Here is a 21,785-nt window from a genome sequence, read left to right as displayed (position 1 = left end):
GGTCAGTTCGGGTCGGGGTCCGGAGCCCGTCCGTTCCCCGGCGGTTAGGCCGGGGAACGGACGGCGCATTCGGGCTCGCCCGGGACCGGGCGGCTCATGAGCGCTCCGGCGCCGAGGCGGCCCCCACCGGGTCCTCCGCGGCGGCGAGCCGCTCGTCGAGCACCGGCGCGATCATCGCCCAGCCCTGCGGCGTCGAGATGCCGGCGTGGGACAGCGGGAGCCGGCGGACCTCGAGGCCTTCCTCGCCCCGGAGCCGCCAGGCGTCCTCGGGCGACCAGCCGGCGACGCCGGGCCGGGCCACCTCCCGCGGATCCTGCTCGCCGGCCCGGTGGGACTCGGCCGCCACGATCAGCGTCACCGGGCCCGCGTAGCCGCCCTCGGCGGGGGTCGCCAGCAGCGAGACGCACCGGCGCAGGTTCTCCCGCAGCCTGTCCATCAGCTCCGGCGAGCGGTGCGCCAGGTCGGGGGCGACCGCCGCGAGCTCGACGACGTCGTCGTCGGTGAGGTCCCCCGTCCTGCCCGTGCGGTGGGAGCCCACCGGCTCGGCGTCGAGGACGCCGAGGAAGGCGACGGCCTCCCCCTCCGCGGCGAGGATCGAGGCCATGGCGTGCGCCAGCGTCCCGCCGAAGGAGTAGCCGAGCAGGTGATAGGGGCCCTCCGGCTGGAGCTCCCGCATGGTCCGCACGTATCCCTCGGCCAGCTCCTGCAGCGTCCGGGCCCCGAAGGGCCCGTCGCCCGGCGTCGCCGGCAGCTGGAGGCCGACGATCGGCCGGTCGGACTCCAGCGCGCGGGTCAGCGGCAGGAACGGCCAGGCGAACCCGCCGCCGGGGTGCACGCAGAACAGCGGCTCGCGGGAGCCGCCGCGCAGGCGCAGCACGTGCTCGTGGCCCAGGGGCGCGGCGGGGGCCGGCTGGGACCGTGCCGGCGACTCGTCGTCGCCGACTGCCTCGGCCTCGATGCCTCCGGCACCGGGTCCGCCGGCATCGGGCCCGGCGACGTCGCCCTCCGGGGCGGCGGCCGCGAAGGCTCCCGCTCCGGCCGGCTCCGGCGCTCCAGAGGGCGCCGGCGCCCCGGCGAGCTCGGCGAGGCTCGCGCCGCCGAGCAGGTCCACGATGCCCAGCGCGAGGCCCTCGCGCCGCTCCGCCTCGCTGGCCGCCCGCATCGCGGTGAGCGAGTCGCCGCCCAGGTCGGCGAAGGACGCCTCGGGGTCGGCAGAGTCCTCGGGCAGGCCCAGGACCTCCTCGACCAGGGCGCACAGTGCCTCCTCTGCGCCGGGCAGCGGATCCCGGGAGCGCTCGGCGGCCCCGCCGCGGGGGTCCGGCAGCGCCTTCCGGTCCAGCTTGCCGTTGGGGGTCAGCGGCATCCGGTCCGTCACGACGATCTCCGCCGGCACCTGGTGCGCCGCGAGCTCGCCGCGCAGGTGAGAGCGCAGTGCCGCCGGGTCGGCCTCGCGGCCGTCCTCGGGCAGGACCCAGGCGATCAGCCGGGTCGCAGCACCCGCGCCCCGGACGTCCGCCGCGGCCGCACGGATCCCCGGCAGCGAGCTGAGCGCCGCCTCGGTCTCCGCCGGCTCGACCCGCATGCCGCGGATCTTCACCTGCCGGTCCACGCGGCCCAGGTAGACCACCGAACCGTCCGGCCCGCGGCGCACCAGGTCGCCGGTGCGGTACATCCGATCGCCGGAGCCCAGCGGGTCGGCCACGAAGGCCGCCGCCGTGGTCCCGGGCCGGCCGAGGTAACCGTGGGCCAGCCCGTCGCCGGAGAGGTAGAGCTCCCCGACCGCGCCCTCGGGCACCTCGCGCAGCCCGGTGTCCAGGACCCGGGCGCGGGCGTTGCGCACCGGACGCCCCAGGCAGGGCCGCTCGCTGCCGCCCACGGGCGAGCCGAAGGCGTTGATGGTGAACTCCGTGGGCCCGTACAGGTCGTAGCCGTCGAGGTCCGCGCGCTCGCGCAGCATCTCCCACAGGTCGGCGGGGACGGCCTCGCCGCCCAGCATCACCAGGCCCGGATGCGGGTGCTCCGCGTCCAGCAGGCCGGCGGCGATCAGCTCGCGGGCGTAGGAGGGCGTCACGTTCACGACGTCGATCCCCACCCGGCGGTAGTGGCGCACCAGCGGCCCGGGCTCCAGGCGGGCCCGCTCGTCGATCACGTGGACCTCGTGTCCCGCCAGCATCCAGAACAGCTCCTCCCACGACATGTCGAAGGCGAAGTTGACCGTGTGGGCGATCCGCAGTCGGCGCCCGGCCCGCTCGACCGCGGGCTCGAAGATCTCCGCGACGTGGTTGTGGTACATCGTGGTCAGGCCCCGGTGGCCCACCAGCACGCCCTTGGGCTTGCCGGTGGAGCCGGAGGTGTAGATCACGTAGGCCAGCCGGTCGGCGTCCCGGGGCCCGGAGACCGACTCCTCGGGGACCGCGGGGGCCTCCCGGACGCCGTCCAGGACCTGCTGGGTCCGGGCGTCGTCGAGGTCCACCGTGCGGCGGTCCCGCACGGCGTCGGCGGGCAGCGCGGCCAGCAGCTCCGTGGAGCTGATCAGCCCCGCGGCCCGGGCGTCCGCGAGAAGCTCGGCGCTGCGCGCGGCGGGCTGGGCGGCGTCGAGCGGCAGGTAGGCGGCGCCGGCCCGCATGACCGCGAAGATCGCCACGACGTGGTCCGCGGTGCGGGGCAGGCAGATGCCGACGACGTCGCCCGCGCCCAGCCCCTGTGCCGCGAGGATCCTCGCCAGGCGGTCCACGCGCTCGTCGAGCTGCCGGGCCGTCAGGGCGACCTCGCCGCAGACCAGGCTCCGTTCCCCGGGAGTGCGCAGGGCGAGCTCCCGCAGGAGGGCGTCGACGCTGCCGGCCGGCTCGCCCGGGCCGGGCACCGGCAGGCGCTCGGGGGCGAGCAGCGGGTGCGGCTCGGCTCCCGGACCGGCGAGCGCGGCGACGGGGAGCTCGCGGCTCCCCTCCTCGGCGAGGGCGCACAGGATGCCGGCGACGCGCCCGAGGACCTCCTCGGCCCGCGCCCGGTCCACCCGCTCGGGGTGGTACTCGCAGGCGAGCGCCAGGGACTCGGCGGGGTCGACGTCGAGCACCATGCCGTAGTGCGTGGCGTCCGAGGCCTCCGCGGCCAGCACGCCGGCCCGGGAGAAGGTCCCCGAGCGGCCGTGCAGGTCCCGCGGGGTGTTCCGGTAGACCACGAGCGTGTCGAACAGCGGGGAGCGCCCCGCCGCCCGCTGGATCTCGCCGAGCCCGGCGCCGTGGTGCGCCTGGAGCGAGCCCTGCTCCGCGAAGGCGCGGCGCAGCACCTCCCCGACCGGCTCGTGCGGGGCGAGTCGCACCCGGAAGGGCACGGTGTTCAGCGCGAGGCCGACCATCGAGTCGACGCCGGGCACCGCGGCGTCGCGCCCGGAGACGGTGGTGCCGAAGACGACGTCGTCCCGCCCGGTCATCTCGCGCAGGGCCAGGCCCCACGCGACGTGGGCGATCGACGCCGGGCTCACGGCCAGGGAGCGGGCCAGCGCGTCGATGCCGCGGCGGACCTCCGGGCCCAGCTCACGCCAGGCCCGGCGCGGCGCCGGGTCCCGCAGCGGGCCGGTGCCGACCAGGACGGTGGGCTCCTCGAGGTCCTCGAGGTAGGCGGCCCACGCGGTGCGGTCGGCCTGGGGGTCGCGGGCGGCCAGGAGGGCCAGGTGCTCGCGGAAGTTCCCGGCGGGCGGGAGGGCGCCGGCCTCCCCGGCCGCCATCCGGAACAGCTCGTCGAACATCACGGCCTGGGACCAGGCGTCGCTCAGGAGATGGTGCTGGGTGATCAGCAGGTGACGCCGCGCGCCGGGACCGTGGAGCAGCGTCGCCCGGATGAGCGGGGGACGCTGCGGGTCGATGGGGCGACGCAGCTCGGCCGCCTCCGCCTCGCGCAGGCCGCCTTCCTCCGCGACGGTCCGATCCTCCCACGGCATGGGGCCCTCCGGGAGGATGAACTGGACGGGGTCCGGCGTGCCGCGGTGGGTGAAGCCGGCGCGCAGCATGTCGTGCCGGGCCAGGAGGGCGTCGCAGGCGCGGCGCAGGGCACCGGCGTCGACGGTCTCGGCCAGCTCGAAGCGGTGCTGGACCACGTAGGCGTCCGCGCCGGCGTCGCCGTCGAGCACCGACTGGAGGTACATGCCCTCCTGCAGCGGGCTCAGCGGGAGCACCTCGGTCCAGGCCGGGCCGAGCTCCTCGAGGACCCCGCGCAGCTCGGCGCCGGGCTCGATCGCGACCCGGGTGCGGGCGGGGCCGGCGTCCTCGGTGTCGTCGGGCTCGATCCGGCGGGCGCCGGCGGCGAGCGCGCCGAGCACGGGGCGGGCGAAGACGTCCGCGACGCTCAGCGCCCATCCCTGACGGCGCGCGGCCGCGACCAGGCGCACCGAGGTGATGCTGTCCCCGCCGAGGGCGAAGAAGTCGTCCTCGGGGCCGGCGCCGGCGATGCCTAGCAGGGCGTCCGCGGCGGCGCACAGGGCCCGCTCGGCATCGCTGCCCGGCGCGCGGCCGGTGCCGGGGGCGGCCAGCTCGGGGTCGGGCAGTGCGGCCCGGTCCACCTTGCCGTTGCCCGTCATCGGGACGCTGTCCAGCACCGTGACCGCGGCGGGGACCATGTACTCCGGGACCCTGCCCCGGACGGCGGCCAGGACGGCGTCGGCCTCGGGCTCCTCCCCCGCCGCGGCGGTCACGTAGCCGAGCAGGCGCGCGATCCCCTGGGCGTCGGTGCGCACGCAGGCGACGGCGCGGTCTACGCCGGGGGCCGAGGCCAGGGCTGCCTCGACCTCGCCCAGCTCGATCCGGTGGCCCCGGACCTTGACCTGGTCGTCGGCGCGGCTGACGTAGTGCAGGCTGCCGTTCACCTCGCGGACGAGGTCGCCGGTGCGGTAGAGGCGGCGGCCGGGGCTCTCGGGGTCCGCCACGAAGCGGGAGGCCGTCATGCCGGGACGGTTCAGGTACCCGCGGGCGACCTGCGCGCCGCCGAGGTACAGCTCTCCCACGGCGCCCGCCGGGACCCGGCGCAGCAGCGGGTCCAGGACCCTCGCGCGGACGCCGGCCCAGGGGGCGCCGATCAGCGGCGGCTCCCCCGCGACGACGCGGGAGCTGGTGGCCCAGATGGTCGCCTCGGTGGGGCCGTAGACGTCGTGGACCTCGGCGCAGGCGCCGGCCATCGCGTCGGCCAGGGCGGCGGGGACTGGCTCGCCGCCCACCAGGGCGCGGACCGCGGCGAGCGGCCGGGTCCCGGCGTCGCGGGCGGCCGCGACCAGCTCCCGCCAGAGGGAGGGCGTGGCCTGCAGGACGGAGAGTCCGTGCTCCTCGACGATCTCGACCAGCTCGCCGGGGTCGAGGATCTGCTCGCGCTCGGCGATGACGCAGGTGCCGCCGACCATCAGCGGGCCGAACAGCTCGAGCCCTGCGATGTCGAAGGTTGCGGTGGTCACCGCGAGCAGGCCCTCGCCCTCGCGGATCCAGCCGAGCTCGACGGCCGCGGACAGGAAGGCCGCGAGGTTGGCGGTGCTCACCATGACGCCCTTGGGGCGGCCGGTGGAGCCGGAGGTGTGCAGGACGTAGGCCAGGGCGTCGTCCGCGGCGGGGACCGGGCCCAGGGCGGCGACGGCGTCGGGGGTCTCGGAGGAGGCGCCCTCCCCGGCCGCGGCGGGCCCCCGCGCTGATGCCGAGTCAGACGCGCCCGGGGCGGCGGCCGACGGCGCGAGGACGGCGGCCGGCACGGAGCCGGCGGCCGCAGCCTCATCGATCAGCAGCGCCTCGGGGGCGCCCTGCGGCAGGTGCGCGGCGGCGTCGGCGGTCGTCAGGACCAGCGCGGGGGCCGCGTCCTCCAGGACCAGCTCGAGCCGGGCGGCCGGGTGGTCCAGGTCCAGGGGCACGTAGGCGGCCCCGGCCCGCAGCACGGCGAGCATCGAGACCAGCAGGTCGCAGCCCCGGGGCAGGGCGATGGCGACGGCGCTCTCCCGCCCCACGCCGCGTCCGGCCAGCCGGGCGGCGAGCGCGTCGACGGCGTCCGCGAGCTCCCGGTAGGTCAGCGAACGGCGGGCGTCCCGCACGGCCACGGCCTCCGGCGCGCGCTGCGCCCACTCGGCCAGGGCCTGGCTCACGCTGCGGCCCGGCACGCCGCGCTCCGGCGGGTCGGCCGGGTGCTCGGAGCGCAGGGCGACCTGGGAGAGCGGCAGCTCCGGGTCCCCGACGAGCTGGCCGAGGACCTGCTCGACGGCGTCGGCGAGCCGCTCCACGGTGGCCGGGTCGAAGAGGTCGGAGGAGCCGACCACGCGCAGGCCCGAGCCCTCGGCGGAGTCCAGCAGCCAGACCCCGACGTCGAAGCGCGAGCTCTCGGTGCGCACCCGCACCTCGGAGACCTCGAGCCCGGGCAGGGACGGCGGCTCGACCGGCGTCTCGTAGGAGACCAGGGTCTGGAACAGGGGGTGCCGGGAGCGGGAGCGCCCCGGCGCCAGCAGCTCGACCACGCGCTCGAAGGGCAGCTCGCGGTGCTCGACGGCGTCCAGCGAGCGGGAGCGGACCTCGCGCAGGGTCCGCCCCACGGTGGCGCCGGCCTCGACCGGGCAGCGCACCACCACGGTGTTCACCAGGTAGCCGATCTGCTCGTCGGCGGCGCCGGGGTCATCGCGCAGGGCGACGGTGCTGCCCAGGGGGACGTCGTCGCCGGTGCCGAGCAGGGACCAGGCCACGGCGACCGCGGAGCGCAGCACCATCAGCGGGGTCAGGCCCTGGGCGGCGCAGGTCCGCGAGAGGGCCTCGCGCAGGGCCGGGTCCAGGTCGCGGAGCACGGCCGTTCCGGCGTGGCCCGGGGTCTCCGGGCGGGGGCGGTCGGCGGGGAGGTCGAGCTCTTCGGGCAGGCCGGCCAGGGCCTCGGCCCAGAACTCCTCGTCCTCGGCGAGCTGCCGCGGGTCGGGGGCGGGGGCCGCGGTCGCCGCGGGGGCGGGCCAGGCCGGCGCCCGGCCGGCGGCGCGCGCCCGGTAGGCGGTGCTGAGGTCCGTCAGCAGCGGGACCATCGAGGCGGCGTCGACCGCGATGTGGTGGATGACCATCACCAGCACGTGGGTGCGCGGGCCGTAGCCGAGCACGGCGGCGCGGGCCGGGGCCTGGCGGGTGATGTCCGCGGCGAAGGCGGGGTCGTTGACCAGGCGGGCGACGTCGTCCTCCAGCGCGGCCTCGTCCGGGCCGCCCTCGAGGAGCCGCGGTGCGGCGACCTCCTCCGGCGCGAGCGTCCGGGAGGCGGCCGAGCCGTCCGCCCGGGCGGGGTAGACGGTACGCAGCACGGGGTGGCGCTCCAGGAGGTCGCGCCACGCCTCGCCGAGGGCGGCGGGGTCCAGGGGACCGTCCAGGCGCAGGGCCACGGGGACGTCGTAGAGCGTGGAGGGGCCCTCCAGCTGGTGGAGGAACCAGAGGCGCTCCATCGCGGGGGTCAGGCCGATCTCCGCGGTCTCCGGCGTGGGAGCGGAGGGCAGGTCCGGTGAGAAGGCGACCGGGGTTCCGGCGTCGGCGCTCTCGCCGGGCGAGGCGGAGGCGCCGGACGGATCGGGGGCGCCGGACGAGGTAGTCCGGGCAGCGACGTCGTCTCCCCGGGAGTCGGGGCCGCCCGGGGCGCCTGTCTCGCTCGGCTCCGCCGGACCAGGCTCGGCGGGGCTCGCGTCCGCGGTGCCCTCCTCCAGCGCCTCGACGACCTCCTCCGGGATCGCCGCGGCCGCGGCGATCCCGAGCGGGGTGCGGTGGTCCAGGATGTCGACGATCTTCAGGCGCATCCCGAGGCGGCGCAGCCTGCCCAGCAGGCGCATCGCGATCAGGGAGTGGCCGCCGAGGGCGAAGAAGTCGTCCTCCTCGGCGACCTCGGCGAGGTCCAGCAGGTCGGCCATCTGCTCGGCGATCGCTCGGACGGCGGGCTCGGGGGCGTCGTCGGCGGGCTGGGCGGAGGATCCGTCCGCCGCGGCGCCGGGGCGGGATGCGGCATCCGGGTGGCCGGCGGGAGCACCGGCGGCGGATGCGCCGGCGGCGGACATGCCGGGGCCGGTCGCGGCTGCCTCGGGCGCGGCCTCGGCGTCCAGCCGCCCGGCGTCCACGAGATGCTCCAGCGTGACATCCGGGTCCTCGACCAGCGCGGCGAGCACCTCGGCCAGGCGCGCGGAGAGGCGGGCGGCCAGGGCGTCGTCGAGCGCGGCCGGGTCGTGGTCCAGCAGGACGCTGAAGCCCTCCCCGGGAGGCACCGTGACCGTGACCGGGTAGTGCGTCCCGCCGGAGCTGCTGATGCCGGCCAGGCGGGGCGAGGAACCGGCGTCGTCCTCGATCAGGCCGGGGGCGTTCTCGTAGACCACGAGCGAGTCGAAGAGCGGGCCGGCCCCCAGCTCCTTCTCGATCCGGGCCAGGGAGGCGGACTCGTGGCCGGCCATCTCCGCCTGGTCCGCCTGCAGACGGGTCAGGGCGGCCAGGAGGGCCTCGCCCTCCTCGAAGGCCAGGCGGGCGGGCAGGGTGTTGGCGAACAGGCCCACGGTGTTCTCGATGCCGGGGACGTCCGTGGGGCGGCCCGAGGCGGTGACGCCGAAGACCACGTCGCGCGTGCCGACGGTCTCGGCGAGCACCGCGGCCCAGGCTCCCTGCAGCACGGTGTTGGGGGTCAGGCCCCGCGAGCGGGCGAGCTCGGGGAGGCGGGCCGCGACGTCGTCCTCCAGCGGGATCCGCGTGCGGACCGCCTCGCGCGGCGCGTCCTGATCCGCGGAGGGCCGGGAGGCCACGAGGGTCCCGGCGCGCACGCCCTCCAGGCGGCGGCGCCAGGCAGCCTCGGTCTGCTCGGCGGGCGTCCCGGCGAGCCGGCGCAGGTGCGCGGAGAAGGGGGCCGCGAAGGGCAGGCTCCCGCCCTCGCCGCGGTACAGGGCGAGGAGGTCGCGGACCATGATCGGGGTGGACCAGCCGTCGGTGAGCAGGTGGTGGGCGCCCAGGACCAGGCGGGCGCGGTCGCCGGGCAGCAGCACCAGCACGGCGCCGACGAGCCCGCCGCGGGTCACCTCCACCGTGCGCGCGGCCTGCTGCTCCTGCAGCCGGTCCGCCGCCGCCTCCGCCATCTCCGGGGAGGAGCCGCGCAGGTCCACCGTGCGCCACGGGACCTGCGGGGCGCGGGTCAGCACCTGGACCGGGCGGTCCACGGACTCGACGTCGAAGCTCGCCGAGAGCACCGGGTGGCGCTCGACGACGGCGTCGAAGGCGGCGCGCAGCCGCTCCGGGTCCACGGGGCCCTCGATGTCCAGGCCGGCGGCCAGGACGTAGGCGTCCCGCTCGCCGTCGGCCAGGGCGTGGTAGAGCAGGCCCTCCTGGAGGGGGGTCAGGGGGAGGACGTCGTCGAGGGGGCCGTGGGCGGACTCGAGCGCGTCGATCTCGGCCTGGCCCAGGCTCAGGAGGCTGAGGTCCGAGGGGCTCGCGCCGCCCGCGCCGAGCAGCGCGTGGAGTCCGAGGGCCTCGAGGGCGCGGCGCAGGTGCCCCTGGATGCCGCGCAGGGCGGCGTCGTCGAGGATCCCGCCGGCCGCGCGCCACTCGACGGACAGCTCGGGCTCGGGGCCCGCTCCGGTGAAGACGTTGACCGTGAGCGCCTCGGTGAGGTCGCGGCGGGGCGACTCGACGACGCTGAACGCCCGCTCGCCGTCCAGGGCCCAGCCGCCCGCGGCGGAGTCGAAGGCGCCCAGGACGTTCAGGACCACCTCCGGGTCCGGCAGGTCCCCCAGCAGCTCCGGGCCGCGCGGGTCTAGGTGGCGGAGGATGCCGTAACCGACGCCGCTCTCGGGCGCGGCGCGCATCGCCTCCTTGGCCGCGCGCAGCACCCGGGAGGCGGCGGGGCCGCCGGCGAGGGCGTCGTCGAGCGCGGCGGCGTCCAGCACCAGGTCGGCGCCGAGGTGCACGGGGTGCTCGGTGGTGAACCAGCCGAGCGTGGAGGAGAGGTCGTAGTCGGGACCCAGCGGCTCGCGGCCGTGGCCCTCGACCGTGACCGGGCGGGCCGGGGCGGCGGGCAGGCCGCGCTCCCGGTCCCGCAGGGCCAGGGCCAGCGTCAGGGCGGCCAGGAGCACCTCATCGGTCCGCATGCGGTAGGCGCGCGGTAGGTCCTCCAGGAGGGGACGGGCGAGGTCGGCGGGCACCGTGGTGAAGCCGCCGCGGGCGGTGGCCACGGTGTCGGTGCCGGTGGCGAGCCGGCGCTCGCCGAGCGGGGCGGTGGGGCCCCCGGAGAGGACGCTGCGCCAGTGCTCGGCCTCGCCGCGGCGCGCGCCGGAGCGGCCGAGCGCGGCCTGCCTCCGGGCGGCGTGCCGCCAGGAGGTGCCCTCGGCGCGGGGAGCCGGGCTGCCGCCGGCCGCGGCGGCCTCGTAGCAGCGCTGGAGGTCCTCGAGGAGCAGGCGCCAGGAGACGCCGTCCACCGCGAGGTGGTGCACCGTGATCAGGAGACGGGTGGGGACGGGCCCGGCGTCGGCCGGGGTGCCCGTCGCGTCGGACGCGGGGGCGGAGCCGGCGGACGGGGGCAGGATCGCGACGCGGATCAGGCGGCCGGCGGCGGGATCGAGGTCCTCGATCAGGTGGGCGGCGAGGGCCTCGGGATCCGGTGCCGCACCGGGGGTCCCGGGAGCGGGAACGGCGTCGTCGGCGAGGACGTCCTCGACCGCGACGGCGCCCGGCCGCCGCGCGTACAGGACCGGCGAGGGCCCGCGCGGGTCCAGGACGGTGCGCAGCGCGTCGTGCCGGTCCAGCAGCTCCCGCAGGGCCTCGGCCAGCGCCTCGCGGTCCACGGGGCCGCCGGTCCGCACCACGGCCCACTGCGCGTGCCGCGCCAGCGCCTGACCGTCCGGGGCCGCCGCGCTCTGGGTGCGCACCACCGGGGATGCGGGAAAGGAGCCGAGCGGGCGGTCCACGGCGTCGCCGGATCCGCTCGCGTCCGCCGAGTCCTCGGCGCCCTCCGCGGAGCCGTCCCCGCGGGATCCCGCCGGCTCCGCGCCCTCGGGGTCGAAGGCGGCCTGCGCGGCGATGTCGGCCAGCGTGCGCGGCCCCAACAGGTCCTGCGGCCGCAGCGCGAGGCCCCGGCGCCGGGCCCGGCCCACCGCGGTCAGCGCCGCGATGCTGTCCCCGCCGAGGGAGACGAAGTCGCGATCCAGGGAGATCTGCGGGGCGTCCTCGGGACGGCCGGAGGACAGCGCCTCGGCCACCACCTCCGCCAGGACCCGCTCTCGCGTGGTCTCCGCGGAGCGGGACCGGCCCTCCTGCTCCTGCGGCAGCGGCAGGGCGGCGCGGTCCAGCTTCCCGCCCACGGTGGTCGGCAGGGAGTCGATGACCATCAGGTGCGCGGGGATCAGGTAGGTGGGGGCGCGCTCGGCCAGGCGGGCGCGCAGCGCCTCGACGTCGAGCCGGGCACCCGCCGCGGGCACCAGGTAGCCCGCCAGCGCGGCCTGCCCGCGGGACTCGACGACGGTCACCGCCGCCGCGCCCACCCCCGGCGAGGCCTGCAGCAGCGCCTCGACCTCGGCGGGCTCCACGCGCTGCCCGCGGATCTCGACCTGGTCGTCCGCCCGGCCGAGGATCGCGTAACCCAGGCCGGGCACCCAGCGGGCGAGGTCCCCGGTCCGGTAGAGGCGCCCGCCGCCGAAGGGGTCCGCGACGAAGCGCGCCGCGGTCTCCCCGGGGCCTCCAAGATAGCCGCGCGAGAGCTGGGGCCCGCCAAGGTACAGCTCGCCGACCTCGCCGTCCGCGACGGGCTGGAGGTCGAGGTCCAGCAGGTGCGCGGTCAGCCCGCCGAGCGGGCGGCCGATGTGCGGCGTCCGCCCGGTCACCCGGGCGGCCAGGGCGTCCACCGTGGACTCGGTGGGCCCGTAGAGGTTCCACGCATCGATCCCGGCGGCCGTCACCGCGCCCCAGAGCGCCGGGGGCAGCGCCTCGCCGCCGAAGACCAGCGTGCTGGGCCGGAGCTCTCCCTCGAGCAGCCCGAACTCCACGAGCACCGCCGCGAGCGAGGGCGTCGAGTCCAGCACGTCGATCCGGTCCTCCGCGAGGGCCTCGAGCATCCCCAGCGCGTCGCCGGTGACGTCCGAGCCGTAGAGGTGCACGGTGTTCCCGTCGAAGATCCAGGAGAGCTGGTCCAGCGCGGCGTCGAAGGAGAACGACGCCGTGTGGGCCACCCGCAGCCGGTCCCGCCCGGCGCTGCGCCGGGCCCGCGGGAAGAGCTCCGCGCGGTGGTGCCGGATCAGGTGGGTCAGGGCCTCGACCGGGATCTGCACGCCCTTGGGCCGGCCGGTGGTGCCGGAGGTGTGCAGGACGTAGGCGAGGTCGGCGCCGCGGCGGGGCGCGGCCAGCTCCTCCTCGGCCAGGGGGCCGGCGGGGAGGGCGGCCAGGCGCTCGGCGGCGTCGTCGAGGTCCAGGCGCGGGACGTCCGGGCAGGTGCCGGCGTCGCCCTCGGCGTCGGTGAGCACCAGCGCCGGAGATGAGTCGGCGGCGGTCTGACGACGCCGCTCGGCCGGGTGCGCCCGGTCCAGGGCCTGGAACGCCCCGCCCGCGCAGAGGGCGGCGAGCATCCCGAGGACCATCCGGTGGCCGCGGGGCAGGTCCAGCAGGACGATCCGCTCCGGGCCGATGCCCTCTCGGCGCAGGGCTCGGGCCAGGCGGTGGACCCGCTCGGCGAGCTCGCGGCCGGTCAGCCGGGCCGCGCCGTCGACGAGCACCTCCTCCTCGGCGCGCTCCTCACCGATCCGGGCGATCAGGGCGGGGATCTCCCCCGGGTCCGGGGTCTCGGCACGGGGCAGCGGACTCGTCCCCCCGGTGGCAGGGCGCGGGGAGGGACCGTCGGCGCGGGGCGGCGAGGCCGGAGCGGCGGCGGCATGGGACGGCGAGCTCGGGACGTCGACCTCGGAGGGCGAGTTCGCGGCATCGGGGAGGGCGAGCGGCTGGGCGGCACGGCGTCCGAGCATCCGGGCCGCGGCGTCGTCCTCGAGGGAGGGGGCGGCACCGACGCTGGGCAGGTCGGGGGCCGTGAGGCGGTCCAGCAGGGTCGCGAAGGCGCGCAGCCGGGCGCGGGAGCGGCGCTCGGGGACCCGGGCCGGGTCGGTCTCGAAGCTCAGGCGCAGGGCGCCGCCCGGGATCGGGGTCGCGGTCAGTCCGAGGTCCTCGGGCGGGCCGCCGGCGACGTTGCGCAGCTCGGCCGGGACGCCGTCGAAGTCCAGGCGCAGGTCGAAGACCTTGACGTTGGCGCCGACGCCGTGCAGCAGCGCCCCGGCCCCCGGCACGCCGAGGTCCTTGGGCAGGTCCTCGCCGCGGTAGGACTGGTGCTCGCGCATCCCGGCCAGGCCCTCGGCGACGGTGCGGGCGACGTCCACGACACTCTCGGTCCCCTCGATGCCCACGCGCAGCGGCAGGACGTTGACGGCCATGGTGGGGGTGCGCAGGGCCGCGGGGCTGGTGCGCACCATCATGGGGATCGCCAGGGTCACCTCGGGCTCGCCGTTGAGGCGGCGCACGTGGACGGCGTAGGCGGCCAGCAGCAGCTCGACCCAGGTCACCCGGTGAGCCTCAGCCACCTCGCGGAGGCGGGCGACCGCGGCGGCGTCGAGGTCCAGGGAGGCGAAGACCGTGCGGGGCACCGACTCCTGAGCGGCGGCCTCGCGGTTGCCGACCGGGGGCAGCGGCGTGAAGGTCCCGGTCCAGTGCGCGCGGTCCGCGGCGTGCTGCTCGCCGGCGCGGTAGGCGCGGTCCTCCTCCACCAGCTCCCGGATCGGGGCGTAGCGGGCCTCGGGGACCTGCTCGCCGCGGCGGGCGGCGGTGTAGCGGGCCGCGATGCGGCGGGTCAGGCGCGCCGCCGAGTACCCGTCCACGACGAGGTGGTGGTAGAGCTGGACGACCCAGACGGTCTGCTCGGTCAGGCGCAGCACCACGTAGCGGCACAGCTCGCGCTCGGTCATCTCGACGCAGTGCTCGGCCATGCGGGTGCGCTCGTCGTCGACCATGGCGGAGGCCAGGGCGAAGGGGTCGGCGGCGTCGGTGAGGTCGCGGACCTCGGGCAGCGGGACCTCGGAGGCGTCCACGCGCTGGCGGGGGCCGGCGTCGGTCTCGGAGAAGCGCAGCCGGAGGGTCTCCGCCTCCCGGACGGTCTCGCGGACCGCCTCGGCGAGCAGGCGGGCGTCCACCTCGCCGGGGCCGATCTCCAGGACCTCCCCCACCACGTAGTACGGCGAGGAGGGCTCCAGCCGCTGGGCGTTCCAGATCCCCTGCTGAGCGCCGCTCAGGGGGAAGAGGGCTCCCGTCTCCGTGTCCCGGGCGGGTGCCGAAGCCTCGTGCCGCATGCGCGTCCTTCCGATCGATTCGCCTGAATGCTTAGGTTAGGGTAACCATAGTAAGAGGAGATGGTCCACCGTACGACGGGACATCTCAGAGAACATTCGACAGGAAGAGAGACACCCGTGCAGCAGATCGTCGAGGAGCTCCGCGCGGAGATCGCCAGCGCCCTGGAGACCACCCCGGAGCAGATCGACCCCGACGCCGACCTCACCGACCAGGGCCTGGACTCGGTGCGCATGATGGGGCTGGTGGAGCGGATCCACGCGGCGGGACACGCGGTGGACTACGCCGACCTCGCCGAGGATCCCCGGCTCACGGCCTGGGATCGCCTCCTGAGCGCCTGACGGCCCGCTCGGATCCGTCGCCGTCCCGGCCCGGGACGGCGACGGATCCGCGCGCGGGGACCGGACAGGTGCGTATCGACGCGCCCGGATGCCTCCTCGGCGGAACATCCGCAAAAGGGCAGACAAAACTTTCGTAAAGACCCGCCGGATCCGCGGACCCGGCGGGGCCCTTCGGTGCTCCCACCGAGTCAGTCCTCCCGCCGGCCCTCGTGGGTCGCGGCCCACAGGTCGGCGTACCGTCCGCCCGCCGCGACCAGCTCCTCGTGCCCGCCGGACTCGACGACGCGCCCGTCCTCCATGACCAGGATGCGGTCGGCGGTCCGGGCCTGGCTCAGCCGGTGGGCCACGATCATCGCCGTGCGGCCGCGGCGCAGGCCCTCCGCGGCGCGGGCCAGGGCGTCGTCGTCCTCCGCCGAGCGGGAGGCCGCCTCGTCCAGCACCAGCACCGCCGGGTCCAGCACCGCGACCCGGGCCAGGGCCAGCTGCTGAGCCAGCTCGGGCTCGGGGTCCACGCCCTCGGGGCCGAGCACGGTGTCCAGCCCGCCGGGCAGGGCCCGCGCCCAGTCCTCGAGCCCGACGCGGCGCAGCGCCTCCCACAGGGTCCCGTCCTCGGCACCGGGCGAGGCCAGGTCCAGGTTCTCCCGCAGCGAGACCGGGAAGACGTGCCCCTCCTGGGCCACCAGGGCCACCGTGCGGGCGCGCCGTCCCGCGGGGATGCCGTGCACGGGGCGACCGTCGATCGTGACCTTCCCGCCCTGGGGCTCGCGCACGCCGGCGACGACGGCCGCGAGCGTGGACTTCCCCGCCCCCGAGGCGCCGACCACCGCGACCGAGGTCCCGGCCGGCACGGCGAGGTCGACGCCGCGCACCACCGGCTCCGCCCCGTACCCGGCGAGCAGTCCCTCGATCATCAGGTCCCCGCCGCGCGGAATCGCTCCATCCGCGGCCTTCTCCCGAGGCTCCGGATCCTCGGGGCCGTCCCCGGCCCCCCGCCGCGGGCCGGCCATCCCGACAATCCGGCTCAGCGAGGTCAGCGCCGACTGGACCTGGTCCAGCGTCATGAGCACCGCGCCGACCGGGTCGAAGATCCGGAGGAAGAAGAGCACCGCGGAGGTCGCCGCGCCCAGGGTCACCGCCTCCCCGTCCAGCAGGAGGAAGGCGGTGCCCAGCAGCGCCGCGACGCCGAGGAACTCGGCGAGGTTCACCCCGCCGAAGAGCCGGGTGGTGGCGATCTGCACCAGCACGTTCATCCGCGCCACGACCCACGACGTCGCCGCCAGGGGCCCCCGCAGGAACCCGGCCATGCCGTATGCCCGCACCGTCCGCCCGCCGCGGGCCGCCCCCAGCACGACGCCGGCGCGGCGGGCCCGCTCGGCCCGCTCCCGGTGGTACATCCCGGGCGCGACCCGCAGATAGCGGCGCACGGAGAACCAGTAGACCGGGATCGTGACGACCAGGGACAGGGCGAAGGCCCAGTGGATGCTCGCCATGCCGATCAGGGTGACCACGATCCCCGCCCCCGCGCCGGTCAGGGCCGGCATCGACTGGTTGACGGCGGTGGTGACGGCGGCGACGTCGTCGCTGGACCGGGAGACCACGTCCCCGGTCCCCGCGGCCTCGACCTCCGCCTGGCTGCGCCCCAGGGCCGAGCCGACGGCCCGCTCGCGCAGGGAGGCGACCACACGGTCCGCGGCCCCGGCCGAGAGCACGATGCCGGCGGCCTGGAGCCCCGCGCCGGCGACCAGCGCCCCGACCATGGCGGCGACGGCGCGCCAGAAGCCGCCGGTCCCCTCGATCCAGGAGGGGGCGCCGTCGCCGGAGAGCAGGTCGACGAAGGCGCCCAGCAGCCACGGCAGCACCAACCCGCACGCGGCGGCGGCGGCCAGCAGGACCACCGAGGCCAGGATGCGCGGGGCGTGCGGCGCGGCCAGGCGCAGGATCTCCCGCCAGACCTGCCCCGGGCGGGCGATGGGCAGCGTGGTCTCCGGGGCGGTGCCCGGTGCGGCGGGTGCGCTCACGGCTGGACCTCCACGTCGTCGTTGCTCAGGACCCGGTCCGCCACGGAGTGCCACGCGGGGGACGAGGTGCATACCAGGGTGGTGCGCCCGCGCCTGAACCGGGCGACCGAGCGGGCGACGTCGACCTCGGTCACGGAGTCCAGGGCGGTGGTGGGGTCCTCGAGGACCAGCACCGCGGGGTCCGCGGCGAGCGCCCGGGCCAGGGAGATCCGCTGGCGCTGGCCGCCGGAGAGCCTGCCGCCGGCCTCGCCCACGGGGGCGTCGACGCCGCCGGGCAGCACCCGCAGCACGTCGGCGCAGCCCGCAGCCTCGCAGGCGCCGATCATCCGCGCCTCGTCCACGACGCCGCGGCTCACGTTCTCCCGCACGGTCCCGGCGAACAGGAAGTCCTCGCCGGTGGCCAGCAGCACGTGCCGGCGCAGGTCCGCGACGGGCCAGGACGAGGTCTCCTCGCCGGCCAGCCGGAGCACCGACTCCGGGTCCTCCCCGGACAGCGCCGCGAGGATCTCGCGGGAGCCCTCGCGGTCGGCGTCGAGCACCGCGAGCTCTCCCGGGGCCAGGCTCAGGCCCCCTTCCCCGGTCTCGATCTCGAGGGGCACCGCCCCGGCCAGCCGCTCACCGGCGGGGGCCGCGGCCGGCTCGAGGGGGTCGGGGACGGCGTCGGGGGCGTCCAGGACCTCCAGCACGCGCCGGGAGGAGGCGAGCCCGGTCGCCCAGACCACGCCGATGTTGCGCCCCAGCACCGACATCGGCTCCACGAGCATCTGCGAGATCCCCACGACCATCACCAGCTCGCCCACGCTCAACAGGCCGGCCAGCGCGGCCCAGACGGCGAGCGCCGCGGTGGCCGCGACGAAGACGCCGCCGGTCACCTGCGTCATCCCGCCCAGCTGGGCCCGGGCGCCGTTGGAGCGCAGCACGGCCCGCAGCGCGGTGCGCGAGGACCTGACGTAGCGCCGGCCGGCCTCCTCCGAGGCCCCCAGCCCGGAGACCACGCGCAGCCCGGAGACGAAGTCGGCGGCCACGCTCGCCGCGGCGCCGGAGGCCTGCTGCGAGGCCCGCAGGCGGTGCGCGAGCGGCGCGGCGAGCCGGTCAGCGACCAGCGCGGTCACGGCCGCCCCGCACAGCACCCCCACGCCCAGCGGCCACCAGATCGCGATGAGCACGACGCCGCCCGCGACCACCGCCGCGACCTCCCCCACCGGGAAGAAGGCGAGCAGCTTGGTCCGCGCCACGGCCTGGGCGTCGGTGCTGGCCACGGTGAGCAGGTCGCCGTGGGCCCGGTGCCTGCCGCCGAGGCCGTTGGGCCGGGTCAGCCGGTCGGTGACGAGCATGCGCAGCTCGTGCTCGACGTAGCTGGCGGCCGAGTGGGCCATCCGCGCGCCGAAGCGGTAGGCGGTGGCGAGGACGAGGAAGACGACGCCGAGCGCGAGGACCGCCAGGAGGGTCCCGGCGGCGTCGCGCTCGGCCAGGGGACCGTCGATGGCGCGTCCCACGACCACCGGCACCAGCACCTCGCCGATCTGGTGCAGCACGGCCATGAGCGCGGCGCCGGCGGTCAGCCAGGGGCGGGAGCGGATGACCTGGCCGATCAGGCGAATCGGCGTCGTGGCGCGGTCCAGCCGCAGCGTCGAGCGGACGTCCTCGGCCTCGGGCGGGGTGAAGAAGGGCTGCATGGGGCGGATCAGCCTTCCCGCGCCGCGCGCTGGTGCTTCTTGCTGACCTTGCCGACGCCGGTCTGCGGGAACTCCTCGACGATCCGGAGCACGTCCGGCATCGCGAAGCGGGCGAGCCCGCGGCCGCGCAGGAAGGACCGCAGCTGCGGCAGCGTGGGCGCCTGCTCGCGGGCCTCGGGGCGCAGGATGAGGTAGGCGCAGATCTTCTCGCCGAGGACCTCGTCGGGGACGCCCACCACGGAGGCGTCGTGGACGGCGTCGTGGGCCAGCAGCTGGTTCTCCACGGCCTCGGGGGCGACCTTCTCGCCGCCTCGGTTGATCTGGTCCTTGGCGCGGCCGACGACCTCGAGGTACCCGCCCGGCGTCATCCGGACGATGTCCCCGGTACGGTAGAAGCCGTCCTCGGTGAAGGAGCGCGCGTCATGCTCGGGGGCGCGGTAGTACCGCCGGATCGTGTAGGGGCCGCGGGTCTGCAGGTGGCCGGGCTCGCCCTGCGGGACCGGGCGGCCGGCGTCGTCGAGGATCCGCACCTCGTCATGGGGGGACATGGGGGCACCCTGGGTGCCGACGACGGTCTCGATCGCGTCGTCGAGCCGGGTGTAGTTCACCAGCCCCTCGGCCATGCCGAAGACCTGCTGGAGGACGCAGCCGAGCTCGGGGGCGACGCGGCGCGCGACGCTCTCGCTGAGCTTGGCGCCGCCGACCCACAGGGTGCGCAGGGAGGAGAGGTCGTGCTGGGAGCGGGCGGGGGCGTTGAGCCAGGAGAGCAGCAACGGCGGGACCAGGGCGGTCTGGGTGATCCCGTGCTCGGCGACCAGGCGCAGGCAGGTGGAGGGGCTCGGGTCGGGGGCGATGACCACGCTCGCGCCGACCTGCAGCGCACCCAGGATGCCCGGGGAGCTCATGGTGAAGTTGTGGGCGCAGGGCAGGACCACGAGCATCGCGTCGTCCGGGCGGAGGTCGCACAGCTCGACGCTGCGGCGGACCGAGTAGAGGTAGTCGTCGTGGGTCCGGGGGATTAGCTTGGGGATGCCGGTGGTGCCGCCGGAGAGCTGGAGGAAGGCGAGCGCGGCGGGGTCGACCTCGGCGGCGGGCGGGGTGGAGGCGGGGTCAGGGGTCCGGGCGGCCCCCCGGGCCTCTCCCACGGCGCCGGGCACCGGGGCCTTGCCGGCGGAGCCGGGCACCGGGGCCTCGTCGGCGACTGAGGGCTCCCCGGCCTCGAAGGACCCGCCGGCGGCAGGAGCCGCCGCGGCGCCGCTCCCCCACGGGTCCTCGGCGCGGTGGTCCACGGCGATGACCCCGACCTCGGGGCGGCGCTCCCGCAGCCCCTGGACGACGGCCGCGGCGTCGGGCCCGGCCGATCGCGCCCCGAGGTAGTGCGTGGCCTCGGAGATGCGGCAGAAGTGTTCGACCTCCAGGCTGCCGTGGGCGGGCAGGGCGAAGACCGGCACGGCGCCCAGCCGGAACAGGGCGAGCACGGCGTCGAGGAAGGCCGCCGAGTTGGGCAGCTGGACGACGACGCGCGCGCCCTGCCGCACCCCCGCGGCGGTCAGGTGCGCGGAGGCGACGCGGACGGCGTCGTGCAGCTGGGCGTAGGTGAGGCGGCGGACGCCGTCGTCCACCGCGAGGCTCTCCGGGCGACGGCGGATGGTCTCCTCGACCATCCCCCAGTGGGTCTGGCCGGTCCACAGGCCCAGGTCGCGGTAGCGCTGCGCGGCCTCGGGCGGGAATCCGTTGGGGAGGGTCCCCGGGGCCTGCTCGGGGACGGGGGCGGCTGCTTCCGTGGACGCGCGGACGGGCATGGGTCTCCTGGGGACGGTCGACGACGACGGCTGGGCCGCCCGGGCGCCGAAGAGCTCGCGGGGCGGCTTGTTAGGTTAGCCTATCTTTGCATGAAGCGGTGTGTCGTGGCCAGTGACGCCCGTCTCATGGGGACCGGATCCCTCGCTCGTCAATACGGGCCTCCGGGATGCCCTTATCGCGGCGACGGAGTTCATCGACCGGAGGCGCCCGCCGCGGCCCGCGACCCGGACGGGACACGGACGTCCCGCGGCGCACGGCCCGCGCTGGGGACGAGCGCCCCGCTCCGCCGGGACCGCCACGCCCCGCATCTCACAGCCGGGGCATAGCCTCCGCTGGGACGGGGGAAAACTGCGCTCCTTAGAGTCGGGGACCGAGGGAGGCGGACGCCCGCGCCGGATGGCCGGCGCGGACGCACCGGCCCGGACTGGCCGCCGGGCCGCGTCCCGCCTCCCTCGCCAAGCGAAAGGAACCCCACGTCATGAGCCCCCTCTTCTCCCGCCGGAACCGCCAGCGCCCGTTCCCCGCCGCCTCCGAGCACGGGGACGGCGAGACCCGCGAGGAGGACGCCGCCCGGCCCGGGGCCGAGCGCACCTTCGAAGGGCGCGTGCTGGACCGCCAGGACGAGGACGTGGAGGACCAGGGGCTCAGCTTCGACCTCGGGACGCTGGTCAGCCGGCGTCGCGCCCTGGGGACGGCGGGTCTCGGCGCCGGGGCCCTGCTCCTGGCGGCGTGCTCCTCGAGCGAGACCTCGACGACGTCGTCCGCCAGCCCTTCCGCGACCGCCTCGGCCTCCCCCAGTGCCACGCCCTCCGAGGACTACGCCGAGGAGATGCCGCAGGAGACCGCTGGCCCGTACCCCGGCGACGGCTCCAACGGCGAGGACGTGCTGGAGATCAGCGGCGTCGAGCGCAGCGACATCCGCTCCAGCATCGACGGCGGGGCCACCGCGGCCGGCGCGGCGATGATCCTGCGGATGAACATCGTGGACATGGTGAACGACGACGGCCCGCTCACCGGCGCCGCCGTCTACGTCTGGCACTGCGACCCCGAGGGCAACTACTCGATGTACGCCGACGGGCTGACCGAGGAGACCTACCTGCGCGGCGTCCAGGTGGTGGGCGAGGACGGGACCGTCACCTTCACCTCGATCTTCCCCGGCTGCTACGCGGGCCGCTGGCCGCACATCCACTTCGAGGTCTTCCCCGACGTCGCCTCGATCACCGACGCCGGCAACGCCATCCTGACCTCCCAGATCGCGCTGCCGGAGGAGGTCTGCTCCGAGGTCTACGCCGACGCGGCGTACGGCAACTCGTCGGTCAACCTCGCCGATGCTTCGCTGGAGAGCGACAACGTGTTCTCCGACGGCTGGGACCTGCAGCTCGCCGCCGTGACCGGCGACGCGAGCTCGGGGTACACCGTGAGCATCGACGTCCCGATCGACACCAGCACCGAGCCGGAGGAGGCCTCGATGGGTGGTGCGCCCGGCGGTGCCGGAGGGGAGCCGCCCGCCGGCGCCCCGGGCGAGGCTCCCCCGGCGCAGTGAGGCCGCCGGGGTGGCAGGCTCGCCGGGCCGGCGGGTCGCCCTGGGCCGGCGGGTTCGACTCGACCGCCCGGCCCGGCCCCGGTGCCGCC

General features: G+C 76.9%; 6 protein-coding genes. 2 read left to right on the top strand and 4 right to left on the bottom strand.

The window, feature by feature from the left end:
• Positions 1-94 precede the first annotated feature (94 nt).
• The gene (locus tag EWV39_RS13355) at positions 95-14,317 is read right to left on the bottom strand and encodes an amino acid adenylation domain-containing protein (protein WP_129661312.1); all 14,223 of its coding nucleotides are present in this window, start codon (positions 14,315-14,317) and stop codon (positions 95-97) included.
• Positions 14,318-14,434: 117 nt separating this feature from the next.
• On the opposite strand from EWV39_RS13355, the gene EWV39_RS13350 reads away from it, so the two are divergent.
• Complete coding sequence (locus EWV39_RS13350; RefSeq protein ID WP_202864943.1) at positions 14,435-14,656, top strand: phosphopantetheine-binding protein; 222 nt, start codon at positions 14,435-14,437, stop codon at positions 14,654-14,656.
• Between the two features lie 188 nt (positions 14,657-14,844).
• Here the strand turns inward: EWV39_RS13350 and EWV39_RS13345 are convergent, their stop codons facing one another.
• From EWV39_RS13345 to EWV39_RS13335, 3 genes are read right to left on the bottom strand one after another with little or no spacing between them, the layout of a single operon-like run.
• Positions 14,845-16,674, bottom strand: a complete 1,830-nt coding sequence (locus EWV39_RS13345) for an ABC transporter ATP-binding protein (protein WP_129661306.1) — start codon at positions 16,672-16,674, stop codon at positions 14,845-14,847.
• Positions 16,671-18,350, bottom strand: a complete 1,680-nt coding sequence (locus EWV39_RS13340) for an ABC transporter transmembrane domain-containing protein (RefSeq protein ID WP_129661303.1) — start codon at positions 18,348-18,350, stop codon at positions 16,671-16,673. The genes EWV39_RS13345 and EWV39_RS13340 overlap by 4 nt, the downstream gene beginning before the upstream one ends.
• Positions 18,351-18,358: 8 nt before the next feature.
• A complete protein-coding gene (locus EWV39_RS13335) occupies positions 18,359-20,152 on the bottom strand; it encodes a (2,3-dihydroxybenzoyl)adenylate synthase (RefSeq protein WP_165313329.1) in 1,794 nt (597 codons plus the stop codon).
• Between the two features lie 479 nt (positions 20,153-20,631).
• On the opposite strand from EWV39_RS13335, the gene EWV39_RS13330 reads away from it, so the two are divergent.
• The gene (locus tag EWV39_RS13330; RefSeq protein ID WP_129661300.1) at positions 20,632-21,696 is read left to right on the top strand and encodes an intradiol ring-cleavage dioxygenase; all 1,065 of its coding nucleotides are present in this window, start codon (positions 20,632-20,634) and stop codon (positions 21,694-21,696) included.
• Positions 21,697-21,785: the final 89 nt, after the last annotated feature.

The sequence above is a fragment of the Rothia halotolerans genome (assembly GCF_004136635.1).
Lineage (GTDB): Bacteria > Actinomycetota > Actinomycetes > Actinomycetales > Micrococcaceae > Rothia > Rothia halotolerans.
The sequence above is the reverse complement of the archived record's forward strand: the minus strand, read 5'-3'. Positions and strand labels throughout refer to the sequence as shown.